The following is an 18,324-nucleotide window of genomic DNA, read 5'->3' as shown; positions in this document are numbered from 1 at the left end:
TGGCATCAGCCCAACACCATCCTTACTTCAACACCGCCAGTGCCGCGTCATAGTTCGGCTCGTCAGCGATTTCGCCTACCAGCTCGCTGTGCAGCACCTTGTCGTTTTCGTCCAGCACTACCACGGCGCGGGCAGCCAGGCCGGCCAGCGGGCCGTCGGCAATAGCAACACCGTAGTTTTCGAGGAACTCGCGACCACGCAGGGTCGACAGGTTCTTCACGTTCTCCAGGCCTTCGGCGCCGCAGAAGCGCGCCTGGGCGAACGGCAGGTCGGCGGAGATGCACAGCACCACGGTGTTGGCCACATCGTTGGCCTGGGCGTTGAACTTGCGCACCGAGGTAGCGCAGGTCGGGGTATCGACGCTTGGGAAGATGTTCAGCACCTTGCGCTTGCCGGCGAAGTCCTTCAGCGACTTGTCGGCCAAACCTTCACCTACCAAGGAAAAGGCCGGAGCCTGGGCACCGGCTTTTGGCAGCTCGCCGTTGACCTGAACCGGGTTGCCTTTGAGAGTCACTTGAGCCATGGACGAAATCCTTATGCGGGGTTTGAAAAGGACACTGAGTTAAGCATGAAGGCGACCGGGTGCCTATGGGGCACGGTGAAATTGTTCTATTACCTGACAGTTTTTGTGGACAAAAAAATGTCCGGGTTGCAACAAGCAGCCCGGACATTTCTCAATGCAATCGATGGATCAGCCCAGCAGGCCGTACACCACAGAAGTCAGCGCAACCAGGCCAACCACCACTACGAAGACGTTGGACAGCGCGCCACTGTACTTGCGCATTGATGGCACGCGGCGAATGGCGTACATCGGCATCAGGAACAGCAGCACGGCGATGATCGGGCCGCCCAGCGATTCGATCATGCCCAGGATGCTTGGGTTCAAAGTGGCGACGATCCAGCACACCACCAGCATCAGCGCGGCAACCACACGGTCCAGCGCCTTGGCGCCAGGGCGTGCGCCGGTCTTGGCGATGATACCCTTCAGGCCTTCGCTGGCACCGATGTAGTGGCCCAAGAACGACTTGGCGATGGCGATGAAGGCGATCAGCGGCGCGGCGAAAGCGATCGTCGGGTTGCTGAAGTGATTGGCCAGGTACGACAGGATCGACAGGTTCTGTGCCTTGGCTTCAGCCAATTGAACGCTGTCGAGGGTCAGTACGCAGCTGAAGACGAAGAACAGCACCATGGCCACCATCAGCAGGTGCGCGCGGGCCAGGATCTGGCCACTGCGCTCGTCGGCGTGTTCGCCATACCGGCGCTTCTGGTCCACTGCGAAGGCCGAGATGATCGGCGAGTGGTTGAACGAGAACACCATCACCGGGATCGCCAGCCACACGGTGTGCAGGAAAGCCGAACCCGATGGCAACTGGGAAGCGCTGTCGAGGATACCACCGGTCCAGTGCGGGACCAGGTAAAGGCCCAGCAGCGCCAGGGCGACGATGAACGGGTACACCAGCAGGCTCATGACCCTCACCGTGGCCTGCTCACCGCAGCGCACGATAGCCAGAAGCCCGAGGATCAGCACGAACGACAAAAGCGCCCGCGGCGGCGGGGTGATGTGCAACTGGTGTTCCATGAAGCTGGTGACCGTATTGGTCAGCGCCACGCTGTAAATGAGCAGGATCGGGAAGATGGCAAAGAAGTACAGCACGGTGATCAGTGCACCGGCCTTGATGCCGAAATGTTCTTGCACCACGTCGGTGATGTCGCCGCCACTGCGCCCGGACAGAACGAACCGGGTCAGGCCGCGATGGGCGAAATAGGTCATCGGGAAGGCCAGTGCGGCGAGAATCAGCAGCGGCCAGAAACCACCGAGGCCAGCGTTGATCGGCAGGAACAAGGTACCTGCGCCGATGGCAGTGCCAAACAGGCCCAGCATCCAGGTAGTGTCATGACGGGACCAGCTGCCAAGGGCAGCCTGGGTCGATTCGAAGCGTTGTTCAACGCTTGGGGCCTGCTCGTTCATTCCGGGTGCAACTCCACTCGCAAGACTGCAACAGGGCTGGGAGTGGCGAAACAGAGGCTTCGAGCACCCCAACCAGAAAAGAGGGGCGCGATTGTGCACTGAAACTGGGCGGTTGCGAAGCCCCGCCCGAGGGACGGTTGCACTTGTCTTTACAAGCAGGTTGCACTATGGGGCCGCCTTGCGGCCCTTTCCGACCGGTCCGGCGCCCCGGCAAGGCCGCTCAGACTTTCGCGAAACCTTGCAGGAGCGGCATTGTGCGGTGTTACTTCTGAACGGCGGCGAACGCTTCGGCAACCCGTTGCAGGTTGGCCGGGCGCAGGCCGGACATGCACACCCGGCCGCTGTCGATCAGGTACACACCGAACTCGTCGCGCAGGCGACGGACCTGCTCGACGCTGAAACCTGTGTAGCTGAACATGCCACGCTGGCGCAGGAAGAACTGGAAGTCCTGGCCTGGCAGCAACACGGCCAAAGCATCGACCAGGGCCTGGCGCATATCGAGGATGCGCTTGCGCATCACTTCGACTTCAGCGGCCCACTGCGCATTCAGCGCAGCATCGCCGAGCACGCCGGCTACCAGCTGTGCGCCGAAGTTGGGCGGGCTGGAGTAGTTGCGGCGCACAGTCGCCTTGAGCTGGCCAAGCACGCTTTGAGTGGTGTCTTCATCGTCACAGACCACCGACAGGCCCCCTACCCGCTCGCCATACAGCGAGAAGATCTTCGAGAACGAGTTGCTGACCAGGCACGGTACGCCGGCACGGGCCATTTCGCGGATGGCGTACGCGTCTTCCACCAGACCCTCGCCGAAGCCCTGGTAGGCGATGTCGAGGAACGGGATCAACTGGCGCGCCTTGACCACTTCCACTACGTGCTGCCACTGCTCCTGGGTAAGATCGGCACCGGTGGGGTTATGGCAGCAAGGATGCAGCAGCACGACGCTGTTGGCCGGCAGGGCCTGCAAAGTCGCCAGCATGCCATCGAAGTCTACGCCACGGCTGGCCTGGTCGAAGTACGGATAGCTGTGCACCTTGAACCCTGCACCTTCGAAGATGGCGCGGTGGTTGTCCCAGGTCGGGTTGCTGACCCAGACTTCGGAGGCAGGGAAGTAACGCTTGAGGAAATCGGCGCCGACCTTGAGCGCGCCGGAGCCGCCGACAGTCTGCACGGTCGCGACGCGCTTGCCGGTGACGGCTGGGTGATCAGCACCGAACAGCAGCGCCTGGATCGCCTGGCGGTAGCTGGCCAGGCCTTCCATCGGCAGGTACAGCGAAGCCTCGTGGGCCACGCCGGCGATGCGTTTTTCAACGGCATCCACCGCTTCGAGCTGCGGCACCACGCCGGCCTCATCGTAATAAAGGCCGATACTCAGGTTGACCTTGTCGGCGCGCGGGTCGGCCTTGAAGGTTTCCATCAACGAGAGAATCGGGTCGCCGGCATAGGCATCGACATGTTTGAACACAGCGTGCAGCTCCTTGAATCAGGACAGTTCGGAAAGGCTCAGGTGAGGATACCCGGAGTCGGCGGGCAGGAACATCACCTATTGTGCAAGGTTGTCTATGCAAGATTGCACAGCGGGCATTTGCAGCATGTCAGCCGGCCAGCGCCTTGAGCTCCTGCAGCTCAAGCTCAGTCACCGCCACCCCTTCACGTTGCGCAATTTCCCGCTCCCGGTAGCGTCGCTCGCCCGGCATACGCGACAACCCCACCGCCTGCATCTGCTCGACCAGCTCCCGGCTGCGCTGCGCAAACCGGTCGCCTTCGGCCTTGCTCGGGTCGATGACGATGATCAACTGCCCGGTCCACGGCGTTTTCGCCCCAGGGTGGCTCGCCCAGTCGAATTCCCAGGAGAAATGCCCGCCGGTCAGCGCCGCCGCCAGTAACTCGACCATCATCGACAGTGCCGAGCCCTTGTGTCCGCCGAAGGGCAGCAGCGCACCGCCCTCCAGAATGGCCCTGGGCTCGGTGGTCGGGTGGCCATCGGCGTCCACGCCCATGCCCTCCGGCAGCTGCTGTCCAGCCCGCGCAGCAATCTGTACGTCACCATGGGCCATGGCGCTGGTGGCCATGTCAAAAACGATAGGGTCATGCCCCGCACACGGCGCGGCAAAGGCAATCGGGTTGGTGCCGAACAACGGCTTGCGTGCACCGTGTGGCACGACACAGGTCATGCTGTTGACCACGCTCAGAGCCACCAGGCCCTCATCGGCAAACGGCTCGACATCGGGCCACAGCGCTGCGAAATGGTGGGAGTTGTGAATCGCCAGTACCGCGATGCCGGCACTGCGGGCCTTTTCGACCAGCATTGCACGCGCCGCGGCCAAGGCCGGCTGGGCAAAGCCCCCGCCAGCGTCTACCCGAACAAAGCCAGCCGCCACGTCAGCCACCAGCGGTATGGCACAGCCGCTCACCCAGCCGCTGGCCAGGGTCGAGACATAGCCAGGCATACGAAACACCCCGTGGCTATGGGCGCCATCGCGCTGAGCGCTGGCGCAATTGTGGGCGAGCACGCTGGCCACCGCCGCACTGCAGCCGTGACGCTGGAAGATTGCTTGCAACAACCCCTGCAGTTCGGCAAAAGGCATGCGCACGACAGGGTGGGTGGAAGGTGCAGACATCTGAAGCTCCTTTCTTGGAATTGGAATGGCAACAGCGTGGGCCGCGACAAAAACTTTCCCGCATGTGACAGCTATCTGTCAAATATTGACTCCATGACAGAAAACATTCATTTTCTATTCACGCCTCGCCTGGAGCAACAGCATGAGCCAACCGATCAAACAACGCCTGGAACACAGCCTGCAAGCCGCGACTGCTTCAGGCCACAAGATCGCCAGCTACATGCTCGCCAATCTCCAGGAATTGCCATTCCAGACCTCGGCCAGCATTGCCGCCAAGCTCGGCGTCAGCGAATCCAGTGTCGGGCGTTTCTGCCGCTCCCTCGGTTATGCCCATCTCAAGGCGCTCAAGCAAGACCTTCAGAGCGACCTGGGTGATGGCCCATGGCTGGTGGGAGACCGCCTGCAGGAATACCGCCAGCAGCACGACGACAATACCCGCGCAGGCAGCCTTGAGCTGGAAATCGCCGCGCTGGTACGGGTGCACGAATACAGCCGCAGCGAGGCCTGGCACATAACCGCCCAGCGCCTGGCAGACAGGCCGCGGGTATTCGTTGCCGGTTTTCAGACCGAGCGTGGTGTGGCCCAGTGCATGGCCCACCTGCTGCACTACCTGCGCGACGGCGTCCAGGTGGTCGATGGCAGTGCCGGGCACTTCGGCGAGGTGCTGCTCGGGCGCCCGGAAAACAGCGCGTTGGTGGTGTTCGAGGCACGCCGCTATTCCCGCCATGCCTTGCTGCTGTGCCAGAAGGCACGCCAGGCCGGTATCCCGGTCACGCTGGTGACCGACACCTTCTGCGATTGGGCCGATGCCAATGCCGACGAGGTGTTCCGCATCCCCACCGAATTCAATCTGTTCTGGGAGTCCACCTCGGCAATGCTGTCGTGGGTGCACCTGATGGTCAACGAGGTCTGCAAGAAGCTCGGGCCTGATGTTGAAAAACGTTTGGAAGCGACTGCCGCTCTACATAACGAATTCGTCGGCTACACGACGGGAAAACAACAATAGCAAGAGTGCAAGAGGTGCGAGATGAACAAGACCATGGCTATGGTGGGTGCATGTGCCCTGCTGCTGGCGGCTAACGCCAGCGCCGAAACCCTGCGCTTCGCCACCGAAGGGGCCTACCCGCCCTTCAACTATGTGGATGCCGACAACCAGTTGCACGGATTTGACATCGACATCACCCACGCCCTGTGCGAGCAGATGAAAGTCGAGTGCACCCTGGTGGCTCAGGACTGGGAAGGCATCATCCCGGCTTTGATGGCACGCAAGTACGATGCGGTGGTGGCTTCGATGATCGATACCGAGGAGCGCCGCAAGAAAATCGCCTTCACCGACCATTACTACCGCACCCCGCTGACCGTCGCCGTGGCCAAGGACAGCAAGATCAGTGATGCGCAGAACACCTTCGAAGGCTACACGGTGGGTGCCCAGTCTTCCTCGACCCAGGCGATCTATGCCGAAGACGTGTATGCCAAGGCGGGCGCTGACGTGAAGCTCTACCCGACCATGGACGAGGCCAATGCCGACCTCGCGGCCGGCCGCCTGGACGGAGTGATCGCCGACAAGTTCCCGTTGCACGAGTGGATGAACAAGAACGGCCAGGACTGCTGCAAGGTGCTGGGTGACGTGGCCGGCACCAAGGCCAATGCCGCCATCGCCGTGCGCAAGGACGATGACGCACTGCGCCAGCGGCTGAATACCGCGCTGGCGCAAATCGTCGCCAACGGTACCTACCAGAAAATCGCCAGCAAGTACTTCGACTTCGATATCTACAACTGATTCCGCCTGCAACGACGCGCTCCCCCGTAGGAGCGGCCTTGTGTGGCGAAAGGGCCGCAAAGCGGCCCCAGGCTTGTGCAGCGCCACCAGAACCTGTGGGGCTGCTGCGCAGCCCTTTCGCGACGCAAGGCCGCTCCTACAGAGCTCGCCCGTGGAGCAGTCAATTCTAGGGATATGTCATGCTCGATCAATTGTCCTTGCTGTCCTTCGCCAGTGGTGGCTGGGGCCAGGCGCTGCTGGCCGGCGCGCTGGTGACCGTGTCACTGGCCCTCGCCTGCCTGCCCATCGGTTTGCCACTGGGCCTTGTCGTGGCGCTCGCGGCGCGCTCGCGCAAGCGCCTGCCGCGCGCATGGTCAACCACGTTTTCCACTGTGTTCCGCGGCCTGCCCGAGCTGCTGACCCTACTGATCATCTATTACGGTTGCCAGATCGCCGCACAGCAACTGCTGGCCGCCATGGGCTATCAAGGTGAGTTCCTGATCAATACGTTCCTCGCGGCGATGATCGCTTTCAGTCTGGTATTCGCCGCCTTTTCCAGCGAGATCTGGCTGGCTGCTTTCAAAACCCTGCCCAAGGGCCAGCTTGAGGCCTGTGCGGCATTGGGCCTGGGCAAGCGCACCGCCTTCTTCAAGGTGGTACTGCCACAACTGACGCGCATCGCCCTGCCGGGGCTCTCCAACAACTGGCTGTCGTTGCTCAAGGATACCTCGCTGGTATCGACCATCTCGCTGGTCGACCTGATGCGCCAGACCAACCTTGCGGTCAGCGTGACCAAAGAGCCGATGTTCTTCTACGGGGTGGCCTGCCTGGGTTACCTGCTGTTCTCGGCGCTGTCGGGGCGAGTGTTCGCCTACATAGAACGGCGCAGCAACCGCCACCTGCAAGGAGCGCGCGTATGAGTGCCGAACAATGGCTGAGCCTGGTGCTGGACCCCGACCTGCTGGAGCGCTACGGGCCACGGTTCATCGACGGGCTGCTGGTAACTGCCAAACTGGTGGCGATTTCATTCACCCTCGGCGCCGTGCTCGGCCTGCTGCTGGCGCTGGCCCGGATGTCGCGCAACCTGCCGCTGCAGCGCCTGGCGGCCGGCTACATCTATTTCTTCCGTGGCTCCCCCCTGCTGGCACAGCTGTTTCTGCTGTACTACGGGCTTGGATCGCTGAAGGAGTTCTGGCAGGACGTCGGCCTCTGGTGGTTCTTCCGCGAAGCCTGGTTATGCACCCTGCTGGCCTTCACCCTGAACACTGCCGCCTACCAGGCCGAAATCTTGCGCGGCAGCCTGATGGCAGTGGCGCCAGGGCAGTACGAAGCGGCCAGGGCTCTGAACCTCAAACGTTCCACCACCTTCTTCAAGGTCATCTTGCCGCAATCGTTGCTGGTGGCCATCGGCCCGCTGGGCAACGAACTGATCCTGATGATCAAGGCCAGCGCCATCGCCTCGCTGGTGACCATCTACGACCTGATGGGGGTGACCAAATTGGCGTTCTCGCGCAGCTTCGACTTCCAGATCTACCTGTGGGCCGCCGTCCTTTATCTGGTGATCGTCGAGCTGGTGCGGCGCCTGCTGAAACACCTGGAGGCCCGCCTGGGCCGCCACCTGAACTGACCGAAGGATACAATCATGCATTGCCAGACCCTTGTCCTGGGCGCCGGTATCGTCGGCGTCAGCACCGCGCTGCATCTGCAGGCACGCGGGCGCCAGGTAATCCTGATCGACCGCGATGAACCCGGATGCGGTACCAGCCATGGCAACGCCGGGCTGATCGAACGCTCCAGCGTCATCCCCTATGCGTTCCCCCGCCAGTTCGGCAAGCTGCTGCGCTATGGCCTAAACCGCCAGCCGGACGTGCGCTACAGCCTGCTGCACCTGCCCAAGGCCGCGCCCTGGTTGCTGCGCTACTGGCGTCAGTCGGCACCGGGGCGGCTGGCCGGGGCCGCGGCCGACATGCTGCCGCTGGTACAACGCTGCGTAGAGGAGCATGACGCCCTGATCGCCGCCGCCGGCCTCGAAGGGCTGGTTCAGGCCAAGGGCTGGATCGAGGTGTACCGCGACCCGGCGCTGTTCGAGCAGGCCAAGGCCGAGGTCAAGGGCCTTGCGCGCTATGGCCTGCACTACGAACTGCTAGAACGCGAGCAGCTGCAGGCACGCGAGCACCAGCTCGACAGCGCCGTAATCGGCGGCATCCATTGGCTCGACCCCAAGACCGTGAACAACCCCGGCGCCCTCACCCGTGGTTATGCTGCGCTGTTCGTCCAGCGCGGCGGGCAGTTCCTGCACGGTGATGCGCGCAGCCTGCGCCAGGTCGGCAGCCAATGGCGGGTCGAAAGCCAGCGCGGGCCGATCACCGCCGACGAAGTGGTGGCGTGTCTTGGGCCGCAGTCGGCCGACCTTTATGAGCGCCTTGGCTACACGATTCCGCTGGGTATCAAGCGCGGCTACCACATGCACTACGCCACCCGTGACGGCGCTCAATTGCAGCACTCGATCTGCGACACCCAGGGTGGCTACGTGCTGGCGCCGATGGCCGCCGGCATACGCCTTACCACCGGCATCGAGTTCGCCGCCAGCAGCGCCCCGGGCAACGAAATTCAACTCAAGCGCTGCGAAGCGCTGGCGCGCACATTGTTCCCGGCACTGGGTGAGCGCCTGGACGACACCCCCTGGCTGGGCCGTCGCCCCTGCCTGCCGGACATGCGCCCTGTGATCGGCCCGGCGCCGCGGCACAAGGGCCTGTGGTTCAACTTCGGCCACGCCCACCACGGCCTGACGCTGGGGCCGGTCAGCGGCCGTCTGGTGGCTGAACTGCTCACCGGCGAGCGCCCTTTCACAGACCCTGCGCCTTACAGCGCGGCACGTTTCAACTGACACCACGCGGGAGAACAACAACATGACCGCCCCTTTGAGCGTTGCCAGCCTTGCCCCTGAGAACGACCCACGCCCGGTGCTGATCCGCATCGAGGGCCTGAACAAGCACTATGGCGCTTTCCATGTGCTGCGCGATATCGACCTGCAGGTGCACGAAGGTGAACGCATCGTGCTGTGCGGCCCCTCCGGCTCCGGCAAGTCCACCTTGATCCGTTGCATCAACCGCCTTGAAATTGCCGAACAAGGCAGCGTCCGGGTAGCCGGAACCGATCTGGCCGGCAACACGCGCCAGGCCGCCCAGGTACGCAGCGACATCGGCATGGTGTTCCAGCACTTCAACCTGTTCCCGCACATGAGCGTGCTCGACAACTGCCTGCTGGCTCCCACCAGCGTGCGCGGCCTGTCCCGCAAGGACGCCGAGGAGCGTGCGCGGATGTACCTGAGCAAGGTCGGCATCGAAAGCCAGGCGCTCAAATACCCCAGCCAGCTCTCCGGCGGCCAGCAGCAGCGGGTGGCGATCGCCCGCGCCTTGTGCATGAAGCCGCGGATCATGCTGTTCGACGAGCCGACCTCGGCGCTGGACCCAGAAATGGTCGCTGAAGTGCTGGATGTTTTGGTACAACTGGCGGGCACCGGTATGACCATGCTCTGTGTTACCCATGAAATGGGCTTTGCCAGGCAGGTTGCCGAGCGTGTGCTGTTCCTTGAAGGCGGGCAGATCATCGAAGACAGCCCGCCGCAGGTGTTCTTCAACCAGCCGCGCACTGCACGTGCCAAAAGTTTTCTGGCGCAGATCCTTCATTGAAGCCACTGGCCCTATCGTCGGCCAGCCGGCGATAGGGCCAGCGAACACGACACAAGCCCCCTTTATTGCACAGCTGCAATGACCCAACTGCGTCGTTAAATATAATTGACCTCAGCTCCTGTCAAACCCTTGCCGCCTGAGGCTCGCAAGGGTTTCAGCCCCCGAATTCAGGCGCTTCAGCCCATTTCAGTCGTTTGACATATCGAACGGCTCTGGCAAGCTATCTACAAGCCCCGACCGGCATCGTCGCCTCTGACGAGCCGGCAGTGCTCGGGGCTTCAGGTAGCACACCAGGCCCCGCGCCGTGCACCTGCACAACAACGGCAGGTCGAACCTGTCATAAGGTGACATATGTCCAACAGCAACATTGGCAACAAGCAACCTTCCCTGCGCAAACCTGTCGTCCTGATGACCATGGGCAGCCAAGAGCGCAAAGGCCATGACTACCAGGTCATGACCCACAAATACATCACCCCGCTGGTCGATTTCGCCGATTGCGTCCCGGTGCTGGTGCCCACCTGCTGTGGCACCGAAGCCCTTGAGACCTATCTGGACATGGCCGACGGCGTATACCTGACCGGTGCTGGCAGCAACATTGAGCCGAGCCTGTATGGCCAGGAAAACCAGACTCCAGGCAAAGGCCAGGATGTCAACCGCGACCTGTTCGATATTCCGCTGGTCAAGGCAGCGCTCAAGCGTGGCCTGCCCATCTTCGGCATCTGCCGTGGCATGCAGGAAATCAACGTCGCCCTGGGCGGCGACATTTATCAGAAGGTTTACGCCGAACCAGGCTTCAACGACCACCGGGAAAACCCGGAAGATCCGGTCGACGTGCAATACGCTCAGGTGCATGGCGTGAAGATCAAGCCCGGCAGCTGGCTGCACGACGCCCTTGGCACCGACGAGATCCGCGTCAACTCGCTGCATGGCCAAGGCCTGCGTAATCTGGGTACTGGCATCGAACCGATCGCCCACGCCGAAGACGGCCTGGTCGAAGCGATTCACGCCCCGAGCATTTCGCCGTTCCTGTTCGCCGTGCAGTGGCACCCGGAGTGGCAAGCGGCGAAGAACCCTGATTCGATCAAGATCTTCCAGGCCTTCGGCGATGCATGCCGCGCCCAGGTGCGCAAATCCCAGATCAAGCGCCAACAGGCCGCCTGACCCTCAGCTTCGTTAGTTTTGATCGCGGGGCGGCGCAAGGCCGCCCCCGCTTCCACGGTCACCCTCTGCTGGTCCCAGAACATTTCCCGTGGATGCGGGCGGCGGGCTTGCGTCTGTCTCCGCGATCTTTTTTCCCTTCCCGAGAGATACGATGACTGTTTAGATGGTTGTCGTTGGGTTTTCTGCGCCCGGGATCCCGAGCGCCGCCGCGCTGCGCATCGCGAGCTGCGCACGATTCCGCCTCATCACAAATCCCCCGCTAGGCCAAGTGCCGCAAAAATTTTCCGAAGGGGGACTAGTCATCGCACTAGTTGTACGATAACTTACCTCCAACGCAAAACAACACCCTTCACCCAAGCGCCACAGGATGCCAATAACAATGAATCCACAAGAACTGAAATCCATCCTCTCCCACGGGCTGCTGTCTTTCCCGGTCACCGACTTCAATGCCCAGGGCGACTTCAACCAGGCTGGCTACATCAAGCGCCTGGAATGGCTTGCCCCGTATGGCGCCAGCGCCCTGTTCGCCGCCGGTGGCACCGGTGAGTTCTTCTCCCTGGCCGCCAGCGAGTACAGCCAGGTGATCAAGACTGCCGTCGACACCTGCGCCAAGTCGGTACCGATCCTCGCCGGCGTCGGTGGCTCCACCCGCCAGGCCATCGAATACGCTCAGGAAGCCGAGCGCTTGGGTGCCAAGGGCCTGCTGTTGCTGCCGCACTACCTGACCGAAGCCAGCCAGGACGGTGTAGCCGCCCACGTCGAAGCGGTGTGTAAATCGGTCAACATCGGGGTGGTGGTGTACAACCGCAATGTCTGCCGCCTGAACGCCGACCTGCTGGAAAAGCTTGCCGAACGCTGCCCTAACCTGATCGGCTACAAGGACGGCCTGGGCGACATCGAGCTGATGGTGTCGATCCGTCGCCGCCTGGGTGACCGTTTCAGCTACCTGGGTGGGCTGCCGACCGCCGAGGTTTATGCTGCCGCTTACAAGGCCTTGGGTGTGCCTGTTTACTCCTCGGCGGTGTTCAACTTCATCCCGAAGACCGCGATGGACTTCTACCACGCCATCGCCCGCGACGATCACGCCACCGTTGGCAAGCTGATTGACGATTTCTTCCTGCCGTACCTGGACATCCGCAACCGCAAGGCCGGCTACGCCGTGAGCATCGTAAAGGCAGGCGCGAAGATCGCCGGTTACGACGCAGGTCCGGTGCGCACCCCGCTGACCGACCTGACCGCTGAAGAATACGAAATGCTCGCAGCTCTGATGGACAAGATGGGTCCGCAATAAGCGCACCCCGCGGCCTGCCAATGCCGCACCCGGAGTGGGCTACCCCACTCCGGCTACAACTCGTGAGCCCGCACAAAAATAACTAGTGGGAGTATTACCAGCATGCAAGCGACTAAAAAGACGCATGTGCGCTACCTGATCCTGTTCATGCTGTTCCTGGTGACCACGATCAACTATGCCGACCGCGCCACCATCGCCATTGCAGGCTCCAGCCTGCAGAAGGACCTCGGCATTGACGCCGTAACCCTCGGTTATATCTTCTCCGCCTTTGGATGGGCTTACGTTGCCGGCCAGATTCCTGGTGGCTGGCTGCTGGACCGCTTCGGCTCCAAGAATGTCTACGCCTTCAGTATTTTCACCTGGTCTCTGTTCACCCTGCTGCAGGGTTTTGTCGGCGGCCTGCCAGTGGCTTGGGCGGTCGTCACCTTGTTCACCCTGCGTTTTCTGGTTGGTTTTGCCGAAGCACCATCGTTCCCGGGTAACGCGCGCATCGTTGCGGCCTGGTTCCCCACGGCAGAACGCGGCACAGCATCGGCGATCTTCAACTCCGCGCAGTATTTCGCCACCGCACTGTTCGCCCCGATCATGGGCTGGATCGTGTTCAGCTTCGGCTGGGAGCACGTATTCGTGGTGATGGGTGCACTGGGTATCGTGTTCTCCATGGTGTGGCTGAAGACCATCTACAACCCGCGCCAACACCCGCGCATCAGCCCGCAAGAACTCGAGCACATCGAGCAGAACGGCGGCCTGGTGGACATGGACCAGAAGCGCGGCAACGACGGCCCGAAATGGGGGTACATCAAGCAACTGCTGACCAGCCGCATGCTGCTGGGCGTATACCTGGGCCAGTACTGCATCAACGCCATCACCTACTTCTTCCTGACCTGGTTCCCGGTGTACCTGGTGCAGGAGCGCGGCATGACCATCCTCAAGGCGGGCATCATCGCCTCGCTGCCGGCGATCTGCGGCTTCATCGGTGGTGTGCTTGGTGGCGTGCTGTCTGACTGGCTGCTGCGCCGTGGCAACTCGCTGACCTTCTCGCGCAAGCTGCCGATCGTCTGTGGCCTGCTGCTGTCGACCACCATGGTCTTCTGCAACTATGTCGAGGCGGAATGGATGGTGGTCGGCTTCATGACCCTGGCCTTCTTCGGCAAGGGCATCGGCGCACTGGGCTGGGCCGTGGTCGCCGATACCTCGCCCAAGCAGATCGCAGGGCTGTCCGGCGGCCTGTTCAACACCTTCGGCAACATTGCTTCGATCACCACCCCGATCGTCATTGGTTACATCATCAGCGCGACCGGTTCGTTCAAGTGGGCGCTGGTGTACGTGGGCGCCAACGCCCTGGTAGCGGTGTTCAGCTACCTGGTCATCGTCGGGCCGATCAAGCGTATCGAGTTGCGGGAGGATGCAAAGCCAGACGCTGAGCCTGCCGCCCCGGGCGAACTGGCCAGCGCACGTCACTGAGTGAGCACGCCCGCGACCGGTAATCCCGGTGCGGGCGGATGTACAAAGCCTGAGAACATCACAAACAGGGCCCGAACATGCAGTTGATCGAACATTCCGACTCGCCCCGCTACGTCCGCCTGCACGACGACGATAACGTCGTGGTAGTGGTCAACGATGGTGGTCTGGGCGAAGGCGCGCGCTTCCCCGATGGCCTGACCCTTGTAGAAGCCGTGCCGCAGAGCCACAAAGTGGCCACCGTCCTCATCGCCAAAGGCGAGCCAGTGCGACGCTATGGGCAGATCATCGGTTACGCCCTGGAAGACCTGCGCCAGGGCAGCTGGGTGCAGGAGAGCCAACTGGCCATGCCCTCTGCCCCGGAACTGGACAGCCTGCCGCGCTGCGATGCCGTACCTGCGCCCCTGCCTGCGCTGGATGGCTTCACCTTCGAGGGCTACCGCAATGCTGACGGCACCGTCGGTACCCGCAACATCCTGGGCATCACCACCACCGTTCAGTGTGTGACAGGTGTGCTGGAACATGCAGTCAAGCGCATCCGCAGCGAATTGCTGCCCAAATACCCCAATGTCGATGACGTGGTCGCCCTCACCCACAGCTATGGCTGCGGCGTGGCGATCAACGCCCGTGATGCCTATATCCCGATCCGCACCGTGCGCAACCTGGCACGTAACCCCAACTTGGGTGGCGAAGCGCTGGTCATCAGCCTGGGCTGCGAGAAACTGCAGGCCGACCAGGTGATGCACGACAACGACCCCTCGGTTGACCTCACTGAGCCGTGGCTGTATCGCCTGCAGGATGCCAGCCTCGGCTTTTGCGAAATGATCGAGCAGATCATGGGCTTGGCCGAGACGCGCTTGCAGAAGCTCGACAAGCGCCGCCGCGAAACCGTGCCGGCCAGTGAGCTGATCCTGGGCATGCAATGCGGCGGCAGCGATGCATTCTCCGGTATCACTGCCAACCCGGCGCTGGGCTATGCGGCCGACCTGCTGGTGCGGGCCGGCGCCACCGTGCTGTTCTCGGAAGTGACCGAGGTGCGCGACGCCATCTACATGCTTACCTCCCGCGCCGAAAACCAGGCGGTCGCCGATGCGCTGGTGCGCGAGATGGACTGGTACGACCGCTACCTGCAGCAAGGTGCGGCCGACCGCAGCGCCAACACCACGCCAGGCAACAAGAAAGGCGGCCTGTCCAATATCGTCGAAAAATCCCTGGGGTCGATCGTCAAGTCCGGCAGCGGCGCCATCCAGGGCGTGCTCGGGCCGGGCGAGCGGGTAAACCGCAAGGGCCTGATCTTCTGCGCAACGCCCGCCAGCGACTTTGTCTGCGGCACACTGCAGCTGGCGGCCGGGATGAATCTGCACGTATTCACCACTGGCCGCGGTACCCCGTACGGCCTGGCCATGGCGCCGGTAGTCAAGGTGTGCACCCGCACCGAACTGGCCCAGCGCTGGCCGGACCTGATCGACATCGACGCCGGGCGCATTGCCAGTGGCCGTTCAAGCATCGAGGAGCTGGGCTGGGAGTTGTTCCACTACTACCTGGACGTGGCCAGCGGCCGCAAGCAGACCTGGGCAGAACAACACCGGCTGCACAATGACATCACCCTGTTCAATCCGGCGCCAATCACCTGATGGTTCGGCCTTGGCCGGTATTTCAATGGCACACGCCCGCCTGTAGTAGCTGGCTTGCCAGCTTCCACAGGTCATGCGACATCCACTGATCAACCCTTCCACACACAGGAGCACACCATGCCTGAGATTCTTGGCCACAACTTCATCGCCGGCCAGCGCAGCGCCGCTGGCGCGCAACGCCTGCAGAGCCTGGACGCCACCACTGGCGAGGCCCTGCCCTACAGCTTCGCCCAAGCCACCGAGGCCGAGGTGGACCAGGCAGCTCAAGCGGCGGCAGCGGCCTTTGCCGAATTCCGCCAGCTGGCCCCGGCACGTCGTGCCGAGTTCCTCGACGCCATTGCGGCGGAACTGGACGAGCTGGACGACGCCTTCGTCGCCGTGGTCTGCCGTGAAACTGCCCTGCCCGCCGGGCGCATCCAAGGTGAGCGAGGCCGCACCAGCGGTCAGATGCGCCTGTTCGCCCAGGTGCTGCGCCGTGGCGACTACCTCGGTGCACGCATCGACCTGGCCTTGCCCGAACGCCAGCCGCTGCCCCGCGTGGACTTGCGCCAGATGCGCATCGGCGTCGGTCCGGTCGCCGTGTTCGGCGCCAGCAACTTCCCGCTGGCCTTCTCCACCGCAGGCGGTGATACCGCTGCAGCCTTCGCCGCCGGTTGTCCGGTGGTGTTCAAGGCGCACAGCGGCCACATGGCCACGGCCGACCTGGTCGGTGCGGCCATCGTCCGCGCTGCCGAACGCACCGGTATGCCCAAGGGCGTATTCAACATGGTGTTTGGCGGTGGCGTCGGTGAGTGGCTGGTCAAGCACCCGGCCATCCAGGCGGTCGGCTTCACCGGCTCGCTCAAGGGCGGGGACGCACTGTGCCGCATGGCCGCCGAACGCCCGCAACCCATCCCGGTATTCGCCGAGATGTCCAGCATCAACCCAGTGATCATTCTGCCGGGCGCGCTTGCCAAGCGTGGCGACGCCATTGCCCGCGAGCTGGCCGGGTCCGTGTGCCTGGGTGCTGGCCAGTTCTGCACCAACCCAGGCCTGGTAATCGGCCTGCAATCGCCACAGTTCAGCCAGTTGCTCACCGACCTCGGCCAGCACCTGGACCAGCAAGCCGGCCAGACCTTGCTCAACGCCGGTGGCCTGCGCAGCTATGTGGGCGGCCTGGAGCACCTGCAGGCCCACGCCGGCATCGAACACCTGGCAGGCCAACCTCAGGAAGGTAGCCAGGCGCGGGCACAACTGTTCAAGGCTGATGCCCGTTTGCTGGTGGACGCCGACCCGCTGCTGCAGGAAGAAGTGTTCGGCCCGACCACCGTTGCCGTTGAAGCTCAGGACAACGCGCAGCTGCGCGCCGCCTTGCTCGGCCTGCGCGGCCAGCTGACCGCTACGCTGATCGGTGAGCCTGAAGACTTCGAAGCATTTGCCTGGCTGGTACCACTGCTGGAAGAAAAGGTTGGCCGCATCCTGATCAATGGCTACCCGACCGGCGTGGAAGTGTGCGACGCCATGGTCCACGGCGGGCCTTACCCGGCCACCTCCGATGCCCGTGGTACGTCCGTCGGCACCCTGGCCATCGACCGCTTCCTGCGCCCGGTGTGCTACCAGAACTACCCGCAGTCGCTACTGCCTGAGGCACTGCGTGACAACAACCCGCTGGGCCTGCGCCGCCTGGTGAATGGGCAGTGGAGTGACGGGGCGATCTGAATGCCCTGATCCGATAAAAAGCCCCGCATTTGCGGGGCTTTCTTTTGAGTCTTGCATTGGATTTAGCGGCCCTGTCGCCGGCAAGCCGGCTCCCACTGGGTTTGCGCTGAGCTTGAGAGCAGCGAGATACCTGTGGGAGCCGGCTTGCCGGCGACAGGGCCAGCACAGCCATCAGACCCCTTGCGCCTCAGCCTCCGCATGCGCCTGACGCAACCGCTCACGGCTGTTGCTCAGGTGCATACGCATGGCCATCTTGGCCCCTTCGCTGTCGCTTCGGGCGATGGCTTCGTAGATCGCCTCGTGCTCATGCATCAAGCGGCTCATGTAGTGCGCCTGGTCATCATGCGCCAGACGCGCCGAGTTGAGCCGGGTACGCGGGATGATGCTGGTACCAAGGTGGTTGATGATGTCGGCAAAGTAGTGATTGCCGCTGGCCTGGGCGATACGCAGGTGGAACTGGAAGTCCGCCGACACCGCATCAGTGGCATGGGCAGCACCCTCGTTGAGTTCGTCCAGCGCCGCACGCATGCCTGCCAGCTCTTCATCGCTGCGCCGTTGCGCCGCAAGGCCTGCCGACTCGATCTCCAGGGCGATGCGCAGCTCCAGTACCGCCAGCACCTCACGCAGCGTGACCACGGTGGCCGGGTCGATGCGAAAGCCCCCCGTGGCAGGCGTGTCCAGCACAAAGGTGCCGATGCCATGGCGGGTCTCGACCTGACCGGCGGCCTGCAGCCTCGAGATGGCCTCACGCACTACGGTGCGGCTGACGCCCTCCTCGGCCATGATCTGCGATTCGGTCGGCAACTTGTCGCCGCGCTTGAGCTGGCCGCTGCGAATACGCTCGGTCAGCACCGTGACCAGTTCCTGGGCCAGACTGCGCGGCTTGCGCCGGGTCTTTGCCTGTACCTGTTGCTCTGTCATGCCCTGTTTTTCACCTTGAAAGACAGCCGTCATGATAGCGCAAGCAGTTGTACGATCACATACACCAGACGCGGTATTTATCAACACAACGTCCTCGGCATAGGGGGATGGCGGAAATAAGGA

The 18,324-nt window shown here is 62.9% G+C and carries 16 protein-coding genes; 11 read left to right on the top strand and 5 right to left on the bottom strand.

From position 1 onward, the window contains the following. Positions 1 to 22: 22 nt before the first annotated feature. The 4 genes from tpx to ACW4TB_RS07830 form a co-directional block, all read right to left on the bottom strand. On the bottom strand, positions 23 to 523 hold the full coding sequence (gene tpx / locus ACW4TB_RS07845; protein ID WP_012314653.1) for a thiol peroxidase: 501 nt from the start codon (positions 521 to 523) through the stop codon (positions 23 to 25). A gap of 168 nt (positions 524 to 691) precedes the next feature. Further along, positions 692 to 1,969: a serine/threonine transporter gene (locus tag ACW4TB_RS07840; RefSeq protein WP_279931197.1), complete on the bottom strand. Its 1,278-nt coding sequence runs from the start codon at positions 1,967 to 1,969 to the stop codon at positions 692 to 694. A gap of 262 nt (positions 1,970 to 2,231) precedes the next feature. After that, positions 2,232 to 3,428, bottom strand: coding sequence for an amino acid aminotransferase (locus ACW4TB_RS07835; protein ID WP_012314655.1), 1,197 nt, complete (start codon positions 3,426 to 3,428; stop codon positions 2,232 to 2,234). 130 nt (positions 3,429 to 3,558) lie between these two features. Beyond that, positions 3,559 to 4,584, bottom strand: a complete 1,026-nt coding sequence (locus tag ACW4TB_RS07830) for an Ldh family oxidoreductase (protein WP_279931194.1) — start codon at positions 4,582 to 4,584, stop codon at positions 3,559 to 3,561. Between the two features lie 142 nt (positions 4,585 to 4,726). Between ACW4TB_RS07830 and ACW4TB_RS07825 the strand changes: the two genes are divergently transcribed. From ACW4TB_RS07825 to ACW4TB_RS07775, 11 genes are all read left to right on the top strand, one after another. After that, positions 4,727 to 5,590 (top strand): MurR/RpiR family transcriptional regulator, encoded by an 864-nt coding sequence (locus tag ACW4TB_RS07825; protein WP_254465856.1) that lies wholly within the window; start codon positions 4,727 to 4,729, stop codon positions 5,588 to 5,590. Positions 5,591 to 5,611: 21 nt separating this feature from the next. After that, a complete protein-coding gene (locus ACW4TB_RS07820; RefSeq protein ID WP_012314658.1) occupies positions 5,612 to 6,364 on the top strand; it encodes a transporter substrate-binding domain-containing protein in 753 nt (250 codons plus the stop codon). Between the two features lie 179 nt (positions 6,365 to 6,543). Continuing rightward, complete coding sequence (locus ACW4TB_RS07815) at positions 6,544 to 7,263, top strand: ABC transporter permease (protein ID WP_012314659.1); 720 nt, start codon at positions 6,544 to 6,546, stop codon at positions 7,261 to 7,263. Then, entirely contained in the window at positions 7,260 to 7,970 is a 711-nt protein-coding gene (locus tag ACW4TB_RS07810; protein ID WP_012314660.1) for an ABC transporter permease, read from the top strand. Before ACW4TB_RS07815 ends, ACW4TB_RS07810 begins: the two co-directional genes overlap by 4 nt. Before the next feature lie 15 nt (positions 7,971 to 7,985). After that, positions 7,986 to 9,230, top strand: coding sequence for an NAD(P)/FAD-dependent oxidoreductase (locus ACW4TB_RS07805; RefSeq protein ID WP_254465857.1), 1,245 nt, complete (start codon positions 7,986 to 7,988; stop codon positions 9,228 to 9,230). Positions 9,231 to 9,252: 22 nt separating this feature from the next. Beyond that, positions 9,253 to 10,035 carry an amino acid ABC transporter ATP-binding protein gene (locus ACW4TB_RS07800; protein ID WP_012314662.1) on the top strand — a complete coding sequence of 261 codons (783 nt, stop codon included), beginning with the start codon at positions 9,253 to 9,255 and terminating at the stop codon, positions 10,033 to 10,035. A gap of 351 nt (positions 10,036 to 10,386) precedes the next feature. Beyond that, the gene (locus ACW4TB_RS07795; RefSeq protein ID WP_012314663.1) at positions 10,387 to 11,196 is read left to right on the top strand and encodes a gamma-glutamyl-gamma-aminobutyrate hydrolase family protein; all 810 of its coding nucleotides are present in this window, start codon (positions 10,387 to 10,389) and stop codon (positions 11,194 to 11,196) included. 379 nt (positions 11,197 to 11,575) lie between these two features. Further along, positions 11,576 to 12,487: a 5-dehydro-4-deoxyglucarate dehydratase gene (kdgD, locus tag ACW4TB_RS07790; RefSeq protein ID WP_012314664.1), complete on the top strand. Its 912-nt coding sequence runs from the start codon at positions 11,576 to 11,578 to the stop codon at positions 12,485 to 12,487. A 102-nt stretch (positions 12,488 to 12,589) separates the two neighbouring features. After that, positions 12,590 to 13,951 (top strand): MFS transporter, encoded by a 1,362-nt coding sequence (locus ACW4TB_RS07785; protein WP_012314665.1) that lies wholly within the window; start codon positions 12,590 to 12,592, stop codon positions 13,949 to 13,951. 77 nt (positions 13,952 to 14,028) lie between these two features. Beyond that, entirely contained in the window at positions 14,029 to 15,582 is a 1,554-nt protein-coding gene (garD, locus tag ACW4TB_RS07780; protein WP_012314666.1) for a galactarate dehydratase, read from the top strand. 117 nt (positions 15,583 to 15,699) lie between these two features. Then, positions 15,700 to 17,280, top strand: a complete 1,581-nt coding sequence (locus ACW4TB_RS07775; RefSeq protein WP_279931187.1) for an aldehyde dehydrogenase (NADP(+)) — start codon at positions 15,700 to 15,702, stop codon at positions 17,278 to 17,280. 171 nt (positions 17,281 to 17,451) lie between these two features. On the opposite strand, the gene ACW4TB_RS07770 is transcribed toward ACW4TB_RS07775, so the two are convergent. Further along, positions 17,452 to 18,201 (bottom strand): FadR/GntR family transcriptional regulator, encoded by a 750-nt coding sequence (locus tag ACW4TB_RS07770; RefSeq protein WP_012314668.1) that lies wholly within the window; start codon positions 18,199 to 18,201, stop codon positions 17,452 to 17,454. Between the last annotated feature and the right edge of the window lie 123 nt (positions 18,202 to 18,324).

The sequence above is a fragment of the Lelliottia jeotgali genome (assembly GCF_977070485.1).
This window is presented reverse-complemented; position numbering and strand designations above follow the sequence as displayed.

Coding starts and splice junctions, on each gene's coding strand:
- tpx (WP_012314653.1), bottom strand. CDS start 523: ATGGCTCAAGTGACTCTCAAAGGCAACCCGGTTCAGGTCAACGGCGAG.
- ACW4TB_RS07840 (WP_279931197.1), bottom strand. CDS start 1,969: ATGAACGAGCAGGCCCCAAGCGTTGAACAACGCTTCGAATCGACCCAG.
- ACW4TB_RS07830 (WP_279931194.1), bottom strand. CDS start 4,584: ATGTCTGCACCTTCCACCCACCCTGTCGTGCGCATGCCTTTTGCCGAA.
- ACW4TB_RS07825 (WP_254465856.1), top strand. CDS start 4,727: ATGAGCCAACCGATCAAACAACGCCTGGAACACAGCCTGCAAGCCGCG.
- ACW4TB_RS07820 (WP_012314658.1), top strand. CDS start 5,612: ATGAACAAGACCATGGCTATGGTGGGTGCATGTGCCCTGCTGCTGGCG.
- ACW4TB_RS07815 (WP_012314659.1), top strand. CDS start 6,544: ATGCTCGATCAATTGTCCTTGCTGTCCTTCGCCAGTGGTGGCTGGGGC.
- ACW4TB_RS07810 (WP_012314660.1), top strand. CDS start 7,260: ATGAGTGCCGAACAATGGCTGAGCCTGGTGCTGGACCCCGACCTGCTG.
- ACW4TB_RS07805 (WP_254465857.1), top strand. CDS start 7,986: ATGCATTGCCAGACCCTTGTCCTGGGCGCCGGTATCGTCGGCGTCAGC.
- ACW4TB_RS07800 (WP_012314662.1), top strand. CDS start 9,253: ATGACCGCCCCTTTGAGCGTTGCCAGCCTTGCCCCTGAGAACGACCCA.
- ACW4TB_RS07795 (WP_012314663.1), top strand. CDS start 10,387: ATGTCCAACAGCAACATTGGCAACAAGCAACCTTCCCTGCGCAAACCT.
- kdgD (WP_012314664.1), top strand. CDS start 11,576: ATGAATCCACAAGAACTGAAATCCATCCTCTCCCACGGGCTGCTGTCT.
- ACW4TB_RS07785 (WP_012314665.1), top strand. CDS start 12,590: ATGCAAGCGACTAAAAAGACGCATGTGCGCTACCTGATCCTGTTCATG.
- garD (WP_012314666.1), top strand. CDS start 14,029: ATGCAGTTGATCGAACATTCCGACTCGCCCCGCTACGTCCGCCTGCAC.
- ACW4TB_RS07775 (WP_279931187.1), top strand. CDS start 15,700: ATGCCTGAGATTCTTGGCCACAACTTCATCGCCGGCCAGCGCAGCGCC.
- ACW4TB_RS07770 (WP_012314668.1), bottom strand. CDS start 18,201: ATGACAGAGCAACAGGTACAGGCAAAGACCCGGCGCAAGCCGCGCAGT.